Here is a 22,400-nt window from a genome sequence, read left to right as displayed (position 1 = left end):
TCGTTGTTCGAATCAGTTTCCATGTCCTAAAGAAATTAAATTTACAAAGAATCTTATGGCTCCCGGATTTCCCTCCGGCAACTGTCTAAAAAAGGATAAACCCGTGTAGGCATACCAGCCCTTTCCGTACGGAGCGATCAAGAGTCCGCCGTCTCTGGGCGGTTCTCCGCGATCGTTGGCCGAGATAACCGCTTCGTACTTCTCGTCCCAGTTATTTGAAAAATAAAGGCCTCGTTCCTGGATCCAATTGTCAAAGTCCTTGGCCTTGATCTTATTCGGCACGTTGAACACCGGATGCTTGGGTTTCAGCATGCGCATTTCCACATGTTCTTCGGAAACACGGTCTCGGGAAAGCTGAAGCGGGTAGGGGGAGCTGAACTTCGACTTGGTCCGAGAGCTGGTGGTGTTAAATTGCGATATGAGTGTGCCTCCGTCCTCCACGTAGGCCAGAAGCTCTTCGAACTTCTTGTCCAGTCCGGTCAGTGCATCGAAGGTGCGAGGACCCAGGATGACACTGTCATAACCTTTCAATTGATTACGGTCGAGATTGGCGACATCGATAAGGTCGACTTCATAACCAATACGTTTCAAAGTTTCAGGTACCGGATCACCCACGCCCACTACGCAAGCGACGCGGTTGCCGGCTCGTTTCAAGTCCAGGCGAGTCACCTTGGTTGCCGCTTTGGCCAGAATGGGTTGGCGGCCAACGTGATCGTATTCGATCTGGTTCGAGCGGAGGTCGTAGGTCTCTCCGTTCTCAGTGCGAAGTTTGAAATAGATCGTGCCTTCCGATGCGTTGGCTGGCGGATGGATCGTGGCGATCCGAGTTTGCTCTGAATTGGCACCAGTTATTGAAACTTCCGATTGGTCAAAATCGACCGACCAGCCTTCGGGTGCCTCAGCGATCAGCGTTCCGGAAAGTCGACCCGCATTGGCCGACACCGTGAGCTCAACTGCTTTGCCGTTGTTAGTCTCAAATAGCATGACCGTCGCATCCGGTTTTAAAACCGCTTTGGGACGTATGCTTACACGGTGATGCACTTCGCCTTTGACCGGATCGCTGACTCGTTGAATGACCGGTGTGGAAAGTTCAACGGTATGGCCGTCTATTTCGATCTCGGCTGTCACCGACATGGGAGCAGGAACCGTCGTGAGCTCCAAAAGCCGTTGGTTCTTAAAATGGTAGATGCCTGTTTCTGGCTCTTCTTCTAGCCAAAAGGGCTGCGTGAGCGGCGCATCATTTTCTAAGCTAAAATTCACGGACGTTATCTCAGATTGATCCTGTCCAAGTGATTTATTTAAACCCGAGATGCTTTTCAACTCAATCGACTTGGGCCATTGCTTGCTCTTAAAAGCTCTGATGGTCACGCTCTTGGCAACTGACTTAATCGGCGAGCGGTTGGTGAGTTCAACGTCGAGCTCTACCTTGTCACCGGGTGTCAGGTAAGCGCTTGGTGACCGAGCTTCAAAGTGGAGCCCGAGTGCAGCTGCGACCAGATGCTTGATGGTCTCTCGTTTTGTGTGGATGGTTCGATGATCACCCAGTTCAGCTAGCTGCTTTTCAGCCTCCAACAATTCGGGCACGACATTCCACGGCGCCCGCGGATCAAACTCTGAAGTTATGTTTGAGAATCGTTCGGTCAGGCTATTGCCACCTGGAAAACGCGACCAACTCGTATCGATTCCATCGAGCATGTCTCCATTCGTCGGCTCTCCGTCTAGTAAAACAAGTCGTTCAGTTTGTGGACCACGGTTTCCAGCCCGGCCGAAGCCCTGACTCTTGTGCATGCTGCGACTGCGCGCCGCGATTTCTGTGTAAGAGGTCCCCAGAAGCGGATTATATTTTCCAATCTCAAGGGAAATGACTTCACGGGTTTCATTGGCCATACTCGGAGCTCTGCCTCCAGGGCCCCGTCGACCATAGCCGTTCCAGAAAATGCGTTTGGTCTGGTGAACGCCCACATCCTTGAGCTGCTCAGGAAATTGCTTATGATCGGCAGCCAGGCTGAATGCTTTCACCGCGAGTTGAGCCGATACCGTGTGGTGACCATGGGTGGGCCCGGCATCGGGGTTGAAACGGGTGATGATGATATCCGGCTTAAAGGAACGAACCGCGTAAACCACGTCGCCCAGGACTTTTTCTTCCTGCCAGTTTTCCAGCGTATCCTCCGGGTTCTTGGAATAGCCGAAGTCGCGCGCTCGGGTGAAGAGTTGCTTGGCCCCATCAATTTTGCGGGCCTGCAGTAGCTCATTCGCACGAATCAGTCCCAGGTTTTCCTTTAATTCCGGACCAATCAGATTTTGACCGCCGCCCCCGCGGGTCAGTGAAAGGTAGGCGGTTTCCAGTTTTAACTCCTGCGCCAGGTAGGTAAGCAGGGCGGTGTTTTCATCGTCCGGGTGGGCAGCCACGAAAAGCACCGAACCAACCATGTTGAGTTTTTGAAGCTCATTTTGGAGCTGGGCGGAGTTCATAGACTGACCAAATACCGAGGTTGCCATCAACAGGGATGCGGCGAGGTGTACCGAGCGAAAAAAGGGCATAGATAATTCTTATAGATAGGGTAGGATCCAAACCATCTCTATTTATTCCAGCCGTCGCCAGTCAAAACCTGAGAATATTTATGGTCCTATGGTAGAGACCGATCGCCGACTGTGTCGGGTCGAAGCCTTGTGCGAAGCCTGAGGGCGACGAAACCCTGATTCTGTCCTTATCCTCTGCAATTTGAACAGAAGGCAACGGAGATAACGAAGAAATATCGGATGGGCAGCACGTGTCCATTGAAGCCTTCTGGCTTAGTTGGAAGCTACCTTCCTACACTTAAGAAAATGCCTAAAAAGCTGTAGCCACGGTCGGAAGACCGTGGATCGTAATTTTAAACTAGTTTAAGACAAAAAAAGAAGGACAGAAATAGAGGTGATCTTCGTTACCTCCGTTTCCTTCTGTTCAAAAATAGCGTCGTTGCAGGCGGTAGGGCGATCCGACCCTACCTTTCCCTTGATTGTCCCAGAATAATGTAAGAAATTAACCCTATGCGTCTTCCCACCTTTTCAATTCTGGCCGGCTTCATTACTCTCTGTGCGTCGGCCCAGGCCGATTTCACCATTTCCGGTTCGGGATCGGTCTTCGCAACTGGAAGTACAGTTAAACTCTACCGTCAGGACCTGGATGCTCGCAGTCAGAGGGAGGAACTGTCGACTCAGGTCCAGTCGGACAACTCCTTTGAAATAGAGGTCACTGGAGACCCCGGCTACTTTACTCTCGCTATTTCTGGTTGGGGGAAAATTCCTCTTGCTGCGGCCGATGGACAACAAGTCGAGATTTCGATTCTATCCAAAGAGGCATCTGATTTTACTGTAGCGGGCTCTCCGGATACAAAAGTGTTGCTGGATTACGAAGCCTACCGCAAAGACTCTCTTTACCGTCTGGTTTATCCTCCCCGAGCAGCCCTCAACAAAGCGACTGCCATGAGAATGTCACCGGACAAAATGGCTCCGCTCGCTCAAGCAGAGGTGGATGGTTATATTGCTCACAAACGGGAGCTCAATGATTTCACGGCAGAAAAAGCCGGAACATCCATCGCCCTCTATGCCACCTCGCTTCGTTGGGACGATAGTCACCGGATCGAGGAAATAGAAAGACAGGTAGCATCCTTCGCGGAAAAGCATCCCGACCTGGCCATCACCAAGAGTATGCAGGAGCGGCTTAGGAAATTTAAGCTGACAGCCATCGGGGCAAAGGCGGCTCCTCTAGCTGGTCAGGACTTGGATGAAACCGATCGATCCCTCGACGATTTTAAAGGCCAGGTTGTCCTGGTCGACTTTTGGGCTTCCTGGTGCGGACCTTGTCGCGTCGAAAACCGACACTTCCCCAAGGTCTTGGAAAAGTATTCAAAAAATGGATTCAATATCCTGGGAGTCAATATGGATAGTAACCGCACCATCTGGTCACGCACTTCCCAGCAAGACGGTGTCATCTGGCCTCAAATTTCGGACCTCCAAGCACTCAACTCACCCATGGCCAAAGCCTATAACGTTTCCGCATTGCCCATGAGTTTTCTTCTCGATGGAGACGGGCGTATCATCGCCAAGAATCTGCGGGGTGAGGCGTTGGATAAGAAGTTGGCTGAGTTGTTTTAGCATAAGACAAGCGTGAGCCTCTTATGCGTTGCATTCGTGATCTTCCGTGAGATCTTAATGAGAGTCCTACCCTAATTATTATGAAAAGTCTCCTCTGTATTCTAACCACTTTTTTTCTATTAGCCAGCCCAGCCTTTGGCTACGTACTTCAACCCGCCATCAGCCCGGATGGCAAACAGGTGGCCTTTTGTTATCAGGGTGACATTTGGACCGTTTCATCGAAAGGTGGGCGTCCTTTCCGAGTGACCGTGCATGAGGGCTACGACTCCAATCCGCGTTGGAGCTTGGATGGCGAGCGCCTGGCCTTTCAAAGTGATCGTTATGGTAACAACGATATCTTTTCCATGCCCAGCCAGGGTGGGGTTCCGACGAGACATACGCATCACTCGGCGACCGATAATTTGGCTAATTATAATGAGGATGGATCGATTCTCTTTCTGACTCGGCGTGTATATGCTCAAGTAGAACGAGAGTATGAAATCTATCGAGCTGCAGTCGAAGGGGGAACGCCAGCACGATACATGGATGCCTTGGGATTCGATCCCGTGGTGTCACCAGATGGAAGTAAGATCGCGTTTGTGCGTGGTACCTGCCGGATCGAACGTGAAGCTTATCAGGGGCCTGCCAATCGCGATGTCTGGATCTATGATATGGAGAGTGAGGAATACACGCAGCTCACCGATTATGAAGGGAACGACTTCTCCCCCAAATGGCTGAATGACTCGACGCTGCTTTTCATTTCGTCCCGCGAAGGAAAATACAATGTCTTCCAAACGACCCTTAAAGGATCTGTCAAACAGATCACTTTTGAAGAGGAGTTCGGTGTGAACTCCTTCGACCTCAGCCCACGCACCAAACAGATCGTTTATCAGCACGGTGCTGATGTGTCTCTTCGAAAGGTCGGTTCAAGGTCCAGCTCTCTTCTTGAGATCGAGCTGTCGGCGGATGTTCGATTTGACCCTGTTGTTTCTGAGACGATGAAAGACAAGGTCGACGAGTATGCGGTGTCACCGGATGGAAAGCACACGGCTTATGCGATTCGTGGAGACTTGTTTGTTACCCGCAATGACAAGGAGGATGATCGCAGTGTGCGTTTAACCAATAGCCCATCTCGGGAACGCGATGTCATCTGGCTGAATGATCAGGCCATTCTCTTCGCTTCCGATCAGGATGGGCAAAACGACTTTTACCTCATCGAGTCGGCTGACGAAGATGAGGAGAATCTATTTAGAACCCTTAAGACGCAGACCCGAAAGCTTACCGATACGCCGGAAGAGGAATTTGCACCGATCCTGGCGCCAAATGGAAAGCAGCTCGTTTATCTTCAAGGAAACAGTAAGTTGATTGCCGCCGAAGTAGATGAGGAGGGTGCTTTTTCTAATGCCGTAACGCTACTCGACGGATGGGCCGAGCCAGCGGACATCAGTTGGTCTCCAGACAGTCGTTGGATTGCCTACTCGCAAGATGACCTGAACTACAACTCGGAGATCTTTATCCACCCGGTCGACAATTCCTCGGATCCCGTGAACGTATCGATGCATCCCGGTTATGATTCCAGCCCGGCCTGGAGTTGTGATGGGAGCAAGTTGGGTTTCCTTTCCGAACGAAATAACGGCGATGCCGATGTGTGGTTTGCCTGGTTGAAAAAATCGGATTGGGAAAAATCAGACGAGCAATGGGAGCGCGAGCGTCAGCAAAAAGACGATAAGGAGAAAGAAAAGAAAGCACCTTCCAAGAAGAAGGGTGATAAGCCCGAGGAAGCCTCGAAAGAAACGGAGAGTGAGGAAGAGGCAGAGTTAGATGAAGAGAAAGATGAAGACGAAGAGGAAGAGAAGGGTGATGAGGATGAGGAAGTCCCCGCCATCGAGATCGATTTCGATCGCATCTATCTGCGCCTGGTTCAGGTGACTTCCAAGTCTGGGAATGAAGGAGAATTCGTTTTCGATAAGGAAGGTGAGATGATCTATTACACCATTGGTAGTCCTGGTCGGCAGGATTACGAAACGGTCCGAAACCTCTACAAAGTCCGCTGGGATGGCGAAAAAGAGAAAACGGTCATCGGGGATAAAAGTGGGCCTCGTGCATTATACCTTTCAGGAAAAGGTGATCACGTCTACGCTCTGACTAAGGGTGGGGTAATTCGGCGGATTGTGACGAAAGATAATAAAGTCGAAAAACTCGCTGTATCCTCCCGCATCCAAATTGATAATGCTGGGGAGAAGGAGCAGATTTACCATGATGCCTGGCGTGCCCTTGATCGTGGATTCTACGACCCCAATTTCCACGGCTATGATTTTTCGGCTCTCAGAGATAAATACCTTCCACTGGCCAAGGCTGCCTCTACCACGGAGGACTTTCAATACACCTTCAACCTGATGTTGGGTCAGCTCAATGCGAGTCATATGGGAATGCGTGGGGTGGATAATCCCAAGGAGACTCAGTCCCAGAAATCTGGATTGGTCGGTATGGAAGGTGTGAATACCGAGGACGGTTTCCGGGTTAGCTCAATCGTACCCTCCAGTCCACTAACTAAAGCTTCTACGCCGATTGAAGTCGGCGATGTAATCATATCCGTCGATCGAGAACCAGTGGCCAACGATGTGAACGTATTCTCTCTCTTCGCCGACAAGGCAAACAACGAAGTGCTTTTGGAGATCGAAAGGGAAGGGGAGACGCTTGAGAGCATTATTTGGCCGGTAGGTTCTTTGAGCTCGGAAAACTACGATGCCTGGGTTGAAGCTCGTCGTGAACTTGTCGATGACTTTTCCGGTGGCCGATTGGGTTATCTGCACATTCGGGCCATGGGCTGGGATAGCTTCGAACGTTTTCAGACCGAGCTAATTGCAGCTGGCTATGGCAAGGAAGGGATTGTGATTGATGTGCGCTACAACGGCGGTGGTTGGACCACGGACTACCTCATGGCTGTGCTCAATGTAGATCAGCACGCCTACACGATCCCTCGAGGAGCGGCATCCAATTTGGCGGAGGAGCATCTGCAGTTTAAGAGCTACTACCCAAGTACTCGCCTGCCATTGGCTTCCAATTCAAAACCATCTGTCGCCCTCTGTAACGAAAACAGCTACAGCAATGCTGAGATCTTTTCTCATGCCTACAAATCCCTCGGGCTCGGAACGTTGGTGGGTCAGCCAACCTTCGGTGCGGTCATTTCAACCGGTGGCTACGGATTAGTCGACGGTTCCTACGTTCGCATGCCTCTCCGTGGCTGGTTCGTCAAAGAAACCGAGCTTAATATGGAGCACAATCCCGCCGTCCCGGATATCCTTGTCGAGAATCCGCCGGCTTATAAATCAAGGAAGGTAGATCCCCAATTGAAACGCGCGGTTGATGAGCTGATCAAGCAACTTGACGCGGGGTAGTTCGAATTTATGCCTAGCTGTAGGAGCGGGTTTACCCCGCTCTTACAGTTCAATTCGATCAGCTTGAAAACACTTCCCGCTCTTTTTCCAGGGATGCCAGTGCTTCTTCATCAGTAACTGTGCTTGCCGGTGTCATCAGACTCACCACCACACAACAGATCGACGACACCGCCACTGAGGGAAGGGTGACCCCGCCAAACATCGCTTTCCAATCTGGGATAAACATTAGAATTAAAGCGGTACATGATCCCGTAACCAATGCCGCAACCCCACCTTGCCAGGTAGAGCGTTTCCAGAACTTTCCGAACACCGCGCAGACGAACATGCCGCTCATGACGATTCCCACCATGTCTTTGATGTAGTCGAAAATGTTGTTCGACAACATCGAGAACGCTACTGCAAAAACCGAGGTGATCATGGCCCCATAACGAGAGTAGAGAATCGCTTTTTCCTTTGGGGGCATCTTGCCCGTTAGAAGAATAAAGACGTCACGCAATAAGATGGATGTTCCAGCAATCGCATCCGAGCTGGCAGAAGAAATCACGGCGCTCAATCCAGCCAATAAAACAATGATACCGATACCTGCCGGAAGGATCTTGGTCACGAGTTCCGGAAAGGCTTGATCGGGATTGGCGATATCGGGAATGAGATTGAAAGCCGTAATACCGACGATGACCGGAATGATGGCAAAGAGCAGATACATCAGTGCCGAGAGATAGTAGCTTTTCTGCACCGTTTCCTTATCGACTGACGAGTATATCCGTTGCCTGAATGAGGGGACCGTCGCCGTACTGATAAAGATACTGGCGACCACCGTAAGCGAAGCGAGAATCGTTCCAGGTTCTAGGAAAGTAAAATATTTAGGGCTGAATAAGGCCTCCGAATTGTTGAAAGCGTCCAGTTGACCCAGGCAAAGAAATCCCATCAGGATAAATCCAAAGAATAGAATCACGGCCTGTATCGTATCCGTCCATACAACGGCTGTATAACCTCCGATGATCACGTAGATGGTGAACCCGGATGCAACGATTATCTTCGACCAGGTCATATCGATGCCGGCTACCCAGTTCAGATAAAGGCTACCGCCAAGGATATGTGTTCCCAGCCAACCCACCGAGGCAAAGAATATGGCTACTCCAACGATCCCTTTGATGAGCCTATTGCCACCATAGTAGAATGACATCTCCTCGGACAAGGTCATGAACTTGTACTTCCGCACATCGGCAAAAAACTTCGCCAGAAAGAACAGTCCAAAGGCTCCACCCAGCGCGAACAATGCACCGGCCCAGCCTTGAACGTAGGCCTTGCCCACAGCGCCCATACTCGACCCCGTACCCACCATCGTCGCTATTGTCGTTCCCAGCACCAGGAAGAATGGCACCTTCCGACCACCGAGTAAAAAGTCATCTCCCGTCTTCTGCTTTCTCGATACCCACCACCCCAGTATGACCATGCCGAGCATGTAGAAACCGAAGATGATAAGAAAGAGTTCTTTATTAAACGTAGATTCAGCAGGCATAAAGTGCGTGGAGATGAATTAGAGTTGGAGATCGAAGTTAGAAAAGCATTCTGACCCAAACAACTTCTCTCTCATTTGGCTAGAACGATGTAGACGGTCTACACCGTAGGTAGAGTGAATGGGTTCTAGAGCTTAGTTTGGGAACTCCGGTCGATCCAGAGCTTCGATTTCGAAGATGTGGTTTTTTTCGTACTGTGATCGGATCCCTTGACCGATTTGGAGTGTGACTCCGTTATCCTTGAATATGGCGTTCGCTGTTGTGGGATCTTTGAAATTATATTTGATCTTGGTGACTGGCTCCCATCGCTCTCCATCCGATACCCAGGCTCCGTAGTAAGTGGTCGCTCGTCTTTGATCCGCCAGCTTCTTGCCTACATGCTCCAGGAAACCTCCCGGTCCTCTCAGATAGTGAATACCTGGCCGCTCAATGGTCGCGATGAAATGCCACTCTTTTGCCACCTCACCAAAGTAGGCTGAGTAACGCGTGTTCTCATTCAAGTGTTCTACCTCCACATACACCTTGTAGCGCACACCGGGTTTCCACTTAAAATCCAGCTCGGTGTGATAACCTGATCCTTCATGGCCAAATCGATGGTTGTCCGGGGTTCCCATCTTGGACGACTTGATCATTTTCGCCTGACCGATGATCTTACCTTTTACTTTGGTATCCCAGATCGAGAAATTGATATGGGGGTTTCTCATCGCCAGACCAACATAGCCACCGGTGAACGAAATAGCCGAGTAGGTCCCTTGTGGCAGATCGACCACTTCCACTTCACGATAAAAGGCCGTGATGTTCTTCACATCGTGATGAGCTACCGCATAGGCCGCCTTGAGGTGCTGGCCTTGAGCGTTTAAACAAAAACTAAGAAATAGGGTGAGCGAAATGAGGATCGTTGAAGCTTTCATAGAGTGGAATTCATCAGTCTCATTGAGCATTTCCTCACCGTGAATTCTCATCAAGCTATCTTTATTTTTAATTCGATGACCCGATTGAACCTGAAACGGCGCATCTAGTAATATAAGCCCCCAACCCCCCAAAAAATAATCGTATCTATTGTACCCCTAGTGGTCTCTCTGTTCATCGCGTCTTCGCTCTATGGTATCACACCCATACAGGAGGACTTTCGCTTCTTGGACCAATCCTACACCTATAACGAAATCACTCCTTCCAGACGGAAAATTGAAGAAACCAAGCATTTTCATCTAAATGAAGTATCGGGGCTGATCGTTGAGCGAAGCCTAACTTCTATAAACGGTGAGCTAACGGAAAGAGAACGTGCTTGGTGGTTCACTGATGAACGTCAAAACAACCATTTTCGCCTCGCCCTGATGCCGAATGGGAATTACGTCGTAACCGCTATGGCTCGTGTAGCCTCTGGCTACAAGGGAGTTGGTGTGAATGAAACCATTCGCGGCTTCAATTTTGCTACCGAGCATAACTACAACGCGGCGAGCAATGGCAGACTGAGGATTTCATCCGGCCCTCTGGTTGCACGAGGACAAGTAAACGAAAGTATGTTCTGGAGAAAAACCTGGCGCTGGACAGAGATTGATCTGGAAGCGTTCAACACTCAATACCGGTCCGTTGGTGGAACGGTTGAGCTCGACGATGAATTGAAGTTTATGGAACCGTTGCTTGGAGTTTGGGAAGGCACAGATTCGGAAGGCTGCAATCACCGAAACATGTTTGTTAAACATTCGCCCCGCTGGGTTTTGGAATTCTGGCGTATCGGTGGAGCAGACGGCGACGGTCCACCAGGAACCAATATAGCTGGCGTCGACAATCTCAGCAACGGAACCATCAGTCGGTCTTATATGGGAGCCCAAGGTTTCGCTCAGCATGCCGGACGCTATGAACCTGAAGGCTCCGGCACCGTTATTCAGTTTCAGGGAAACAATTACCTGATCCGTGAAGTTTCTGGTGACACGATGACCGTGACCTGGAAATCGCTCGAGGGAACCGAATACGTTGAGACGAGGAAGTACCAGCTGAAGAGATCGACCAACTAGACATTTAGACTTTGTCTGCGAAAACAAATAGCAGGGGGGAGCGTCTTCAGGACGGCCCGCTTGTTTTTGTACTACTTACAAAGATTCAGCCTGTCCTCATTTCCGCGAACCAGAAAAACTATCCATGGATCACCTTCGAGGATGGTAGGTAAAGCACCAATCAAGCCTTCTGAGGATGATTAGGCGTTATGTGTGTTATTGAAAGATTAACCGCCGAGTTCGTTGAGAACGCGGAGGAAATTTAAACTCGGCGAACTCTACGTCCTCGATCGCATCGACAAGCTCAGCGCAGGCGAAAGCGGGTGGTTCATTAGAGTGTTGTCTTGTATTTTCGAGGAAGAGTAGGAGGAAGAGGAAGATTGATAGCTCTGATACCTGAATACCGAGCTGGGGCTTACCACTCCGCCCTAAGGGCTACGGAGGCACACGTCCGCCGCCGCCTAGGCGCTATGGCGTGACACCGCACCGTTCCCAGGATTATAGCAAATCCTTGCCGTCTATGGCCCAGGTCCAGGGCGTGTAGTTCTGGCCCATGGAGTCGTTAATTTTCTTCAACTTGGCGTGGGCGGCTTTGGCTTCGTCATTAGCGGTGGCCATATCGATGGGAGAGGTCTCTTCTGGGTCAATTCTTAGGTCGAAGAGTTCGCCAGTTTCCTTGACCAGTTTGTACTGCTTGTCGAAGGCCCAGCTTCTTAAGACACGGTCCTCCTTATTGACTCCGGGAAGGGGATCGTGGTAAATGTAGAGCCAATCGCGGTGTTCGCCTTTTTGCCCTTTGATTTGTGGGAGGATGGATTCGCCATCGAAGATTTCACCTTCAGGTAATGGGATGTTGGCTACATCAAATAGGGTACGGGTAATATCGTTGCAATCGACAAGATCATCCACGACGTGGCCTTTGGCGGCCGATCCGGGCCAGGAAACGATAAGTGGGACGTGGGTGCCGCGCAGGTTGTTGTGCCCCTTGCCACCTGGATAGATGGAGCCATCTTTCATTTGCGTGCGGACGTGACGTGGCGAACCATTATCACCGTAGAAAATGATCAGGGTGTCTTCCTCGAGTCCAAGTTCGGTGACCTTTGCTTCGATATGGCCGATCAAAACGTCGATGTAATCCACCATGTCTTTGTAATAGCGGCCGTCTTCGTCGTGTCTCTGCTCCGGCCATTCAGGACTGTCAGGTGTGGGCTGGAAAGGGCCGTGAGGGAGCGCCATGGGATAGTAGACAAAGAAGGGTTCGTTCTTATTGCGCTCCATGAAGCCGTTGATGTAATCGACGTATAGGTCGGGGCCATATTTACCTACTGTATCCGTTAAATAGGTACCATTGTCGTTGATCGTTGGATCCGGGAAGCGGTCTCCTTTGTCTTCGGTATGCGCATCGTGCCAGAGAAAGTATTCATCGAAACCGGCATCTTCTACCTTTTGGCCCAGGCCACGGTACTCCGGTAAGAAGTCGGGTGGGTTATAGCTTTGTAGCTGCCACTTGCCTGAGATGCAGGTTTTGTAGCCGGCGGCCGTCATCCAGTGCCCGAAGGTTTTCGATTCAGGAGGAAGGATTCCAAAGGAGTGCCAGTTGCGCCAATTGTATTTGCCGGTCATCAACGAGACTCGTGTGGGGGTGCAGAGGGGTTGGGCGTGCGCATGATCGAAGCGAACACCGTTGGCTGCCAATCGATCAAGGACGGGTGTGTCGTAGGAAGCTCCTCCATAGGCTCCCACTGTCTCATAGCCCATATCGTCGGCCATGATGAGGATGATGTTGGGCTTTCGTTTGTTACTGCCGGATTCCTTTGTTTCGGGTCCGGAGCAGGCAACACCAAGAATCAGGGTGGCTGAGACAAGTAGGGTAGTAAGAAGTTTTTTCATTAAAGGAATAGGAGTGAATCAAATATCCAATCCTGCCGATCACAATAGATCAAGTGGGATTCAATGCTAATCATGTTACATGTAACCGTAAGACCGATGCTTATCGGTATTCCGTAAGGAATAATTTCCTGTCTGTGTCATTGAAGCATTCGGAGGATTAGCTTGCAATTGTAGGCAAAGCACCTCACCCATGCAGCTTCTATTAAAGGATTACCGGGTTTCCCTCTCGCATCGACGCCTGAAATACACCCATGGAAAACCAGGCGCTGCGGTGATCAATTGAACTTATTTAGGGTAATTCCTAACCGCTTTTGGCAATCGTGTCCACATGGGTGACCAGCCAGAGCAACCAACTTAACCACAAGCCATCTCATGGCACAGATTCTATTCGTGAGGTGGATTCCAAAAACATTTATTTAGATGAACACTTTTGCCGATCTCGGCTTATCCAAAGAAATACTCCGCGCTATAGCGGATAAAGGCTATCAGACACCGTCACCGGTACAAGCAGAGGCTATACCTGCTGTTTTGACCAAGAAGGACGTAATGGCGGCCGCTCAAACCGGTACCGGTAAAACGGCCGGATTCACCTTGCCGATTCTGCATCGGCTCCAACAAGAGGAGAAGGGCAAAGGCTATCCCATAAGGGCTCTGGTTTTGACTCCTACTCGCGAGCTGGCTGCCCAAGTGCAGGAAAGTATCCAAACCTACGGCAAGCATTTGCCTTTCAGAAGCCTGGTTGTTTTCGGGGGGGTAAACATTCGCCCGCAGATCAAGGAGCTTCAAAGAGGGGTCGATATTCTTGTGGCCACCCCGGGTCGATTACTCGATCTCTGTAGCCAGAAAGTTTGTCGACTGGATCAGGTAGGCATCTTTGTTCTGGATGAAGCGGACCGTATGTTGGATATGGGATTTATCCCGGACATCCGCCGGACGATAAGTCTGCTGCCACGGAAACGCCAGACGCTGCTATTCTCCGCAACCTACTCGAAAGAGATTCGCCAACTAACCCGCGAGTTTCTCCATAAACCCATTTCCATCGAAATTGCGCCTGAAAAACCGGCGGCTGAGTTGATAGCGCAACGGGCTTACCGTTGTGATGTTTCCCAGAAGGCTCAGCTGACCACCCACCTGATCAAAAAAGGCAATTGGGAGCAGGTGCTTATCTTTACTCGGACCAAGCATGGGGCCAATCGCTTGAGTAAAAAACTCACCCAAGCTGGTGTCCAGTCTAGCGCGATTCACGGTGATAAGGCTCAAGGAGCAAGGACTCGCGCCTTGGAAGGCTTTAAGAAGCGAACCATTCGTGTGCTGGTTGCGACAGATATCGCTGCCCGTGGACTCGACATCGCTCAACTCCCCCATGTGATCAATTACGAGTTGCCGAACATTCCGGAAGATTATGTGCACCGTATTGGCCGGACCGGTCGTGCCGGGCGAGAAGGAGAGGCGATTTCCTTGGTTGGGAATGATGAGCGTCCATTCTTCGAAGGTATAGAGCGTTTGCTTAGGAAGAAAATTGAAATTTCAGAAGTTAAAGGCTTTGAACCAAGTCATTGGCCCGCGAAGGCACCTACAGCCAGTGAAGTTCAGAAGGCCGCTGCAAGGCGGAAAGAAGCAGCTCGGCAAGCTCGAGGCCCTCGTAGGAAGTCGAACGATAATGGTCGGTCTGAACGATCTAACAAAAAGTCTTTTTCAAAAAAGAAGTCGTTTGTGAAAAAGAGAACTGCGAGCAGTAGCAGGCCAGAATCGAGATCTAGTAGTACTTCAAGTGCGGCTCCTGCCAGCGCAGTGGCTGCAAGGCCCAAAAACCGACGCAATCGCAGGCGCCGCTGAGTTCTCCTCATAGATTCAAACGCCTTCGCAATCGCGGGTTTTAAGTCATTAGAAAAGAGATTGTTATGACTGTTACTATTAACATTTCAATTCTCACTGAGGATGAACCTCGCCGGTAGCGCTTTCGAAGGCTAAACCTAACATGCGCGATGAGCTGCGTTGCAGCCCGGAACCCGCTTGGTCATGTAGTTATCTACGCTCCCGCGCCAGCTTGCGAACTGGGCCTTGCTCCTCATCACATCTTAGTTTTTTGAAACATTTGAGTTCTTGTAAAAAGTTTGTAGCAGAAGTAGCTTTTCTAGCGTTGGTTTTGATATAGCCTGTGCTTTCTCCAGCATGGCGCTTAAACCAGCCTTTGAAGTTTATACCTACAGTCTTCCTTTTTCTCGCCCTGGCATCTGCTGTACAAGCGCAAGTTTTCAGCAGTCGTTTCAGTAGTCACGATATTTACAAGTATGATGAGGAGACCGGTCAACGAATCGGTGACGGTGCATTTATCCCCACTCAAGCTGGATTGACCAATCCGCATGGGATTGTGGATCGCGGCTCCGATATCCTGGTGGCCAGTTGGACACATGAAATCAAGCGCTACGATCGCGAAACCGGAACCTTTTTGGGTAACTCTTGAGGTTGACCAGGACAGGTGAAGTCCCAGGTCAGATGGTCTTCTTCGATTGTGGAGGCGTTACCTTGCTGATTGGCCTGAAGGAAGAAGTCGCGCCGAATTCCATACTCTACTTGAATGTGGGTGACACCGAAGCATCTATCCAAAATGCCTACAATCGTTTGAAACAGGCAGGGGGATCGGTGGGAGACTCTCCCCATTGCATCGCTAAGAACTGGAATGGAGTGGATGTCTGGATGGCGTTCTTTAAAGATCCATCAGGAAACCAGCTTGCTTTTAAGGTCAACGTTCCGGCAAGCTAACCCTGAATGATTCATTCCTTTTCCCGATTCAAAAGAAGGCTGGCTGTTTTTACAGTTGTGCTGCTTTCGTTGTCAGTGGCAGAAGCAGCTGCCAAATCCTTTTCGATCGGGGTCATTGCTGATTGTCAGTATTGTTCTGATCCCGGGACCGGGAAGCGAAAGTATTCTCTCTCGGAGAAAAAGCTTCAAGCATGTATTGATTACCTCAATACTATGGATCTGGCATACGTGATTCATCTTGGGGATTTTATTGATAAGGATTTTGAAAGCTTTGAGGTGGTGGCTCCCATCTATGATCAGTTGAAAGCGCCGCACTATCATGTGCTTGGGAATCACGACTTCTCAGTTGATGATTCGTTAAAGTCCAAGGTTCCGGAGCGGCTGGGGCTGACGTCTCGCTACTACGACTTTGAGATGCACGGTTGGCGCTTTGTCGTGTTGGATGGTAATGATGTTAGCTTTCATGCTCATCCTGAAGGCAGTGCTGAGTATCTTAAGGCGGAGCAGTATTATACGGAAAACCAAATTACCTCACCTAAGTGGAATGGTGCTCTGGGGGTGGAGCAACTAAGCTGGCTGAAGCAAACGCTCGATCAAGCAGAACGAACAGGAGAGAAAGTGATCCTGTATAGTCATTTCCCTGTTTACCCGGAGAATGACCACAATTCATGGAATGCAAAAGAGGTGGTATCATTACTATCTGGATACGATTGCGTGAAGGCCTATATTAATGGGCACAATCATGCAGGCAACTACGCCCATCGAGAGGGGATTCATTATATGACAATGAAAGGTATGGTGGATACAACCGAGACTGCCTATTCGGTCGTTGAAATAAAAGAGGACTCGCTTGAGGTTCGTGGGTATGGTCGGGAAGAGGACCGTGTTCTGGAACTGCGCTAGCAATTAACTTGAATAACTATGAAACCACGTATCAATCTCGCTGAAATTACGGTTGGTGATGGAGATTCACTCTGTCTCCTCGAACATGACGGCGCTCACGCTATCAGCTTTAACGGGACTGAGCTCATGCACTCAAAGGCCAGTGCTTCTGAGAAGATGCTAGGCACACTTGGAGTGGGGCGCTTGAATAAGGAAACTGAGGCTCGTGTATTGGTCGGTGGATTAGGATTGGGAAACACTTTGCGCTATGCGCTAAAATCGTTGGGGCCTCCCGCCGTAGTCGAGATGGTCGAAATTTTCCCTGAAGTGCTGGATTGGTATCGGGAGCATCTAGAGCCACTCAATGGGCCGATACTGGATGATCCTCGTGTACTCGTTTCCAATGGTGATGTAGCTCGTCGCATACTAAAAGCGAAGCCTCAAACCTACGATGCGATATTACTGGATACGGATAACGGATCGATTCCTATGGTCGATAAGTCCAATAAGATGCTCTATTCCTACATGGGGGTTCGAGCGGTCAAGGAGGCACTGAAACCCAATGGTCGTGTAGTCTATTGGTCGGCGGGGAAAGACGACAAATTTGAGAGTCGATTAAAGTCGGCTGGTTTCCAGGTAAAGGGAATCCCAGCTAAGGTACACGAGCGAGCTAAGCGCGATGCCTATATGATCTATACCGCTGACCTGAGGAATTAGTCAGGAAATACAGTCCTATTACAGTCCGGGTATTTCGTCGCTATCCTGAATGATTTTATCTTCCCAGATAATTTCGTCTTTGTCGAAAACCAGGATACGAGCTCGGCTGCCAGGAGCCGGTAGACGATCTTCTTCAGGTAGCCATTTACGCATGAGTTTCTTAACCCGTCCATACTTGGAGTTATAAGCCAGATTGTTCCATTCATGTGGATCTTCATTCATGTCGTAGAGTTCTTCCTCTCCATCTCGGTAAACAATGTAACGCCAGTCTTCGGTGCGTATGCTGTGGTTGCCTTGATTGTGAGTGGTGATGGCTGGCCACTCGCGCTTCGCTTCCGGATTTTCCAGTTGAGGTACTAGACTATGGCCTTCGAGCTTATCATTTTCGGGTAGATCGGTGAGTTCCAGAAGCGTGGGGTAGATGTCGAGTAATTCGGCTGGGCGGTTGGTTTTCTTATTTATACCTACGCCGGGTCCGGCAAAGATGAGCGGCACGCGTGTGGAACGATCCCAAAGCGTGTTCTTTCCCGTAATGTCTTTCTCGCCCAGGTGATAGCCGTGATCCGACCACAACACGACGATGGTATTTTCAGCCAGGCCATTGCGCTCCAATGCGTCCAATACGCGACCTACCTGACTATCCACGAAACTAACGGTAGCCAAGTAGCTACGAACAAGGTTTCGCCATTGGTGGGTCTCCCGAATAAACTTCAGACGCGGCTCTGGTAAGTACCAGTGGGTGTACCAGGAAGAGCGAGATGTGTCATTGCGGTCTCCCGGTATCCAGGGGGGAAGTTGAATCGATTCTTCTGGATAGAGATCAAACCACTTTTGGGTCGCGTAATTGGGTACGTGGGGGAGGAAAAATCCAACCGACAAAAACCAGGGGCCTTTCGGTTTTCCATCGAGAACCTCTTCAGCCCAACTGGCGACTTTCCAGTCACCTTTGTCTTCGTCCTGGTGAGGAAACGTTCCCCAGTCTACCAGGGGATGGTTGCCAAAGGGAGTTGTCACCAGCTTCTCAGGTGGTTTGACGCCAACTCCTGCCGCAGGGCCCATGACCTGGAACTCACTGTCGTTTTCTTTTCGACCGTACCCGCCATGATAGATTTTACCGGTTGAGTAGGTCGTGTAACCCTGAGTTTCAAGGTATTGGGGGAGAGAGAGAACGTATTTAAACTCATCTACTTCGCGAAACCACGGAGCCAATCCATAGATGCCTGTTGAACTTGGACGCATGCTCGTCATGAGACTCGTTCGTGACGGATTGCAGAGCGGTGATTGGCAATGGGCATTGAGAAAGGTAGTGCCCCGCTGTGCCAAACGTTCCATATTGGGAGTCTGGACTTGTGGGTGTCCACCCAGGGGGCTGACCCAATCGTTGAGGTCGTCAATGGCGATGAAAAGAATATTGGGCTTCTCCGCTGCCAACGGCAGGGCGAAGAACATTGAGAGAAGAAATAATCGAAGGGTAGATACTTTCATAATTTTGGTGAGGCATAGTTCAACGGGGATGTCCTCAATGATCAATCTTGGAAAATGATTTTCGTGGAAGGCCGAATTCGTAGTGATGGACGAGTTTTGGATTACTTTCTGAGTTTTTGGAATTTGCAGGTATGCTAGGGGTATTGAGAGTGGTTAAAAATGTATTTAGAAAAGGGTGTTTTAATTTTCATTTTAAAATGAAAAAGGAGATTTTATGCTGTATGGGCGCCTCCGGGTTTTAAATACATCTGACTAATAAGGGAACGGGGTAACTCGTTTAGCTCTTGATAGATGGACAGGTGATAAAGGGAATAAATAGCATCTGAGAGAAGCGCACCTAAGCAAAGGAGATTGATTTTTATAATAAATAATGAACCCAAGTAATCCAGAGCCTGTCTCAGAACGTATAAGCTATTATCATACCCTAGAAAAAATCGACTTAATCACACATGACTAATGAAAATGCGAGTGACATACCCTCGTTCCAAAGTTGCAGAATCGGATAGGATTCTGGAGCAGTCCTCTGTGCTTAGGGAATTGAAAAAAGAGAAGCAGGAAATTATTAAACTCAAATGGTTGGAGTCAGAGAAATCCGGCACAGATATTGGCTACGAGCAGGCCTTGTTTATGTGGGCTCGACGACATCGGTCGCCTTGGCGTGCAGCGCGTCGAAAGCGCATGTTTCAGAAACGTAAGTAAAGTTCTGAGACGTTGCCTCTGCATTATGAGCAAAGGGAATGCCTTGCCCCATTACGGTAGGATTGGTAGGCGTCTGGTTCTTTTATAGATACCCATGCTTCGTTTACCCCGTTCTATCTTCCTCCTATCACTTTTATTCCCTGGAAGTTTATGGGCGGCCAACGAAGAGAGACTAGTGGTGTTGACCTTCGACGATGCCGTGAAGTCGCATCGTACCTTTGTCGCTCCACTCCTGAAGGAACTTGGATTTGGAGCTACTTTCTATGTCACCTACAATTGGATGGATGACACAGAAAACTTCATGAGATGGGAGGATATAAAGGAGCTTCATGAGCTGGGCTTCGAGATTGGAAACCACACATGGACCCATCGAGATATGGGAGATCCCTCGAATGCGAGACGACTTGCAGGTGAACTAGGGCTGGTGAATTGGAACCTGCAAAAGCAGGGCATTCCCGATCCTGTTACCTTCGCCTATCCTGGAAACAGGTTTGGGCCGGAGGCGTTTGAAGTGCTTCAAGCAAATGGTTATCAGTTTGCGCGTCGTGGGATGCAGCCTGAAACGGCTTATGGAAAAATGGAGTCGGGGCCCCTCTACGATCCAGCCATTCATCATCCTTTGTTGGTGCCTACGACTGCTGATGCATACCCTGAGTGGGATTTGAATTACTTTAAGGAGGTTGTGGATAGAGCGGAACCCGGGAAGTTTGTGGTACTGCAGTTTCATGGAGTACCTGATGTGGCTCACCCCTGGGTCCATACCGATGAAGAAGCCTTTAAATCATTCATGCAGTATTTGAAAGATGGGGACTTTAAGGTGATATCACTTCAGGAAGTTGCCGATTTTTTGCCGGATGGATATGAAGCACCTGAAGATCCCTTGGTTGGATATCGCTGGTCGAGAGCGAAAGCGATAAACACCCTGTCTCTTGAGCAGGAGGCCACACGAGAGAATCTCGAATACTGGGTTGATAATATGCGCCGATTTCACCACTACAGCTGGGGTGAGATTGCGGATGTATCCGGATATACCGTTCCAGAGATTCAGGAACTGGCTGCCGGTTTTGGTGAAGTCATCCAGCCGGGCGAGGATAAACTTACCTTATTGCCTTATCCCGGGGGGCGTCATCCGCGGATAGGAGCTTTGTCCAGTATGCTTGACCCTATGCGTGGGACCAAGCTGAGTATTTTTCTTCCTTGGGATAAAAGACAATATGCGGTTTTGGATGTGCCAGAGGCTTTGTTCTGTCAGCTGGGAGTGACCTTTCTTGGACACACGCATGTGCCCACGATTTGGGATAAGGATAAGATCACCATTGAGAACTCTGATTGGTCAATGACTCAGGCAGGTGACTATGAAAACGAGTGGAAACTACCGAACGGCATGGAAGTCCGTGTATTAGTTAAGCCACTACGTGATTCTGTTGAGATGGAGTTGGAGGTTTATAATGGCTCCGACGTGGATATGGAGTTTATCAATGGACAGGTTTACATCATGCTTAAGGGGGCTCATGAATTTGATTTACAGACCCGCGATAATAAAGTGCTCACGGATAAAATTGCTGCCGTTCATTCTGAGGATAAGACCCGTTGGATATTGACGGAGTGGGATCAGTTGCGTCGGACCTGGGATAATCCACAATGTCCTTGTGTGCATTTTGATCCTATCTTGAATCCTTGTAAGGTAGGAGAAACGGTTCGGGTGAAAGGACGCATCTGGTTTTATGAAGGAACTGAGATTCCTGCTGAATATACGCAAACTCACTAATTTTTTAAGCTATATGTCTGATTCTAAAACTGCAGTTGTTATGTCTGGACTTCCAGAAGTCCATTTGTCGCTTTTTCGGCGTATTCAATTCTCGGTACACGATCCGGTTGTACTGATAGAGTTGGAGGGGGGGGATAAGAAGGTGCTTATTCTTCGAGATATAGAAATGGAACGCGCCAGGGCAAAGGCTCGCGTGACAGACGTGCATTGTCCTGCAGATTTTGCGCCCGCGGGAGGACTCTCAGGCGACCGGGAAACGGCTACCGCTCAAGCGACTGTGGAGTGTCTCCGGCAACATGGGATCGAGCTTGTTTATGGGGATCGCCTATTGCCCCTGGCTTATGTGGACCGTATCCAAAAGGCGGGAATCCAAGTCCAGTTTGATCCCGACCTCGGAGTGCTCGAACGGAGACAGAAAACGGAAGAAGAAGTTGCATGGTTGCGTGAGGCCCAGGGGGTTACGGAACAGGCCATCGAAATGGTCTGCCGCGCCATCGCTCAGGCAGATGCGAGATCGGATGGTGTCTTAGAATCGAAAGGGCAGGCATTAACATCTGAGGCCTTAAGGTTTGAAGTAGATAAATTCTTTCTAAAACAGGGGTATGGTGGAGATCCGGCGATAATCGCTGCAGGACCGTCCGCTTCTGATTGTCACTATTTGGGCTCTGGTGAAATTAAAACAGGTGAGCCTGTGATCGTAGATATTTTCCCGAAGAATCGAGCCACTCAATATTGTGGCGATTCTACCCGCACGGTCGTTCATGGCGATATACCAGATGAAGTCATTCGTATGCACACTGCTGTTCAAGAAGCTAAACAAGCTGGAATGAATACAACGCGAGCGGGTGTTGGTGGTCAGGTCGTGCACGAGGCCACCTTAGCAAGTCTCCTAGCGAGTGGCTTCGCCTCTGGTTTACCCTCATCTGATGATCCAGATAGTTATTGTGCCATGACTCATGGGACCGGGCATGGAATTGGTCTGGAAGTCCACGAGCCACCGCTTCTCGATTACAAGGGACTCGAATTGGTAAGTGGAGATGCACTGACTATTGAACCTGGCCTGTATTCCAAATCCATTGGAGGGGTCCGATTGGAGGATATGGTGATTGTTCGCGAGGATGGTTGTGAGAATTTGAATAAACTCCCTGAGGATCTCGACTGGAAATAAGGA

General features: G+C 49.7%; 16 protein-coding genes. 11 read left to right on the top strand and 5 right to left on the bottom strand.

Going from position 1 to position 22,400, the window contains the following annotated elements:
- Nucleotides 1–12 precede the first annotated feature (12 nt).
- Nucleotides 13–2,541, bottom strand: a complete 2,529-nt coding sequence (locus GA003_14835) for a PIG-L family deacetylase (protein ID QXD27280.1) — start codon at nt 2,539–2,541, stop codon at nt 13–15.
- A gap of 489 nt (nt 2,542–3,030) precedes the next feature.
- Between GA003_14835 and GA003_14830 the strand changes: the two genes are divergently transcribed.
- Both GA003_14830 and GA003_14825 read left to right on the top strand, forming a co-directional pair.
- Complete coding sequence (locus GA003_14830; GenBank protein QXD27279.1) at nt 3,031–4,137, top strand: redoxin domain-containing protein; 1,107 nt, start codon at nt 3,031–3,033, stop codon at nt 4,135–4,137.
- Between the two features lie 80 nt (nt 4,138–4,217).
- Entirely contained in the window at nt 4,218–7,514 is a 3,297-nt protein-coding gene (locus GA003_14825; protein QXD27278.1) for a PD40 domain-containing protein, read from the top strand.
- Nucleotides 7,515–7,572: 58 nt separating this feature from the next.
- Here the strand turns inward: GA003_14825 and GA003_14820 are convergent, their stop codons facing one another.
- Nucleotides 7,573–9,033, bottom strand: a complete 1,461-nt coding sequence (locus GA003_14820) for a sodium:solute symporter family protein (protein QXD27277.1) — start codon at nt 9,031–9,033, stop codon at nt 7,573–7,575.
- A 132-nt stretch (nt 9,034–9,165) separates the two neighbouring features.
- Nucleotides 9,166–9,942, bottom strand: coding sequence for a DUF3472 domain-containing protein (locus GA003_14815; GenBank protein QXD27276.1), 777 nt, complete (start codon nt 9,940–9,942; stop codon nt 9,166–9,168).
- 159 nt (nt 9,943–10,101) lie between these two features.
- Between GA003_14815 and GA003_14810 the strand changes: the two genes are divergently transcribed.
- Nucleotides 10,102–11,046, top strand: coding sequence for a hypothetical protein (locus GA003_14810; GenBank protein QXD27275.1), 945 nt, complete (start codon nt 10,102–10,104; stop codon nt 11,044–11,046).
- Nucleotides 11,047–11,523: 477 nt separating this feature from the next.
- On the opposite strand, the gene GA003_14805 is transcribed toward GA003_14810, so the two are convergent.
- Nucleotides 11,524–12,915, bottom strand: a complete 1,392-nt coding sequence (locus tag GA003_14805; GenBank protein QXD27274.1) for a sulfatase-like hydrolase/transferase — start codon at nt 12,913–12,915, stop codon at nt 11,524–11,526.
- A 420-nt stretch (nt 12,916–13,335) separates the two neighbouring features.
- On the opposite strand from GA003_14805, the gene GA003_14800 reads away from it, so the two are divergent.
- The 5 genes from GA003_14800 (at nt 13,336) to GA003_14780 (ending at nt 17,277) form a co-directional block, all read left to right on the top strand.
- Nucleotides 13,336–14,751: a DEAD/DEAH box helicase gene (locus GA003_14800; protein QXD27273.1), complete on the top strand. Its 1,416-nt coding sequence runs from the start codon at nt 13,336–13,338 to the stop codon at nt 14,749–14,751.
- 355 nt (nt 14,752–15,106) lie between these two features.
- Nucleotides 15,107–15,379, top strand: a complete 273-nt coding sequence (locus GA003_14795; GenBank protein ID QXD27272.1) for a hypothetical protein — start codon at nt 15,107–15,109, stop codon at nt 15,377–15,379.
- Nucleotides 15,380–15,411: 32 nt separating this feature from the next.
- Entirely contained in the window at nt 15,412–15,678 is a 267-nt protein-coding gene (locus GA003_14790; protein ID QXD27271.1) for a hypothetical protein, read from the top strand.
- Between the two features lie 6 nt (nt 15,679–15,684).
- Entirely contained in the window at nt 15,685–16,581 is an 897-nt protein-coding gene (locus GA003_14785; GenBank protein ID QXD27270.1) for a metallophosphoesterase, read from the top strand.
- A gap of 18 nt (nt 16,582–16,599) precedes the next feature.
- Nucleotides 16,600–17,277: a spermine synthase gene (locus tag GA003_14780; GenBank protein ID QXD27269.1), complete on the top strand. Its 678-nt coding sequence runs from the start codon at nt 16,600–16,602 to the stop codon at nt 17,275–17,277.
- Between the two features lie 18 nt (nt 17,278–17,295).
- Here GA003_14780 and GA003_14775 read toward each other — a convergent pair whose 3' ends face one another.
- Nucleotides 17,296–18,762, bottom strand: a complete 1,467-nt coding sequence (locus tag GA003_14775; GenBank protein QXD27268.1) for a sulfatase — start codon at nt 18,760–18,762, stop codon at nt 17,296–17,298.
- Nucleotides 18,763–19,224: 462 nt separating this feature from the next.
- Between GA003_14775 and GA003_14770 the strand changes: the two genes are divergently transcribed.
- The 3 genes from GA003_14770 (at nt 19,225) to GA003_14760 (ending at nt 22,397) form a co-directional block, all read left to right on the top strand.
- Nucleotides 19,225–19,461 (top strand): hypothetical protein, encoded by a 237-nt coding sequence (locus GA003_14770; protein ID QXD27267.1) that lies wholly within the window; start codon nt 19,225–19,227, stop codon nt 19,459–19,461.
- Between the two features lie 94 nt (nt 19,462–19,555).
- On the top strand, nt 19,556–21,229 hold the full coding sequence (locus GA003_14765; protein QXD27266.1) for a polysaccharide deacetylase family protein: 1,674 nt from the start codon (nt 19,556–19,558) through the stop codon (nt 21,227–21,229).
- A 13-nt stretch (nt 21,230–21,242) separates the two neighbouring features.
- Complete coding sequence (locus GA003_14760; GenBank protein QXD27265.1) at nt 21,243–22,397, top strand: Xaa-Pro peptidase family protein; 1,155 nt, start codon at nt 21,243–21,245, stop codon at nt 22,395–22,397.
- Nucleotides 22,398–22,400: the final 3 nt, after the last annotated feature.

This window comes from Opitutia bacterium ISCC 52 (genome assembly GCA_014529675.2).
Classification (GTDB): Bacteria; Verrucomicrobiota; Verrucomicrobiia; order Opitutales; family UBA2995; genus UBA2995.
Note: the sequence above shows the minus strand (reverse complement) of the source record. Positions and strands in the feature narration are given on the sequence as shown.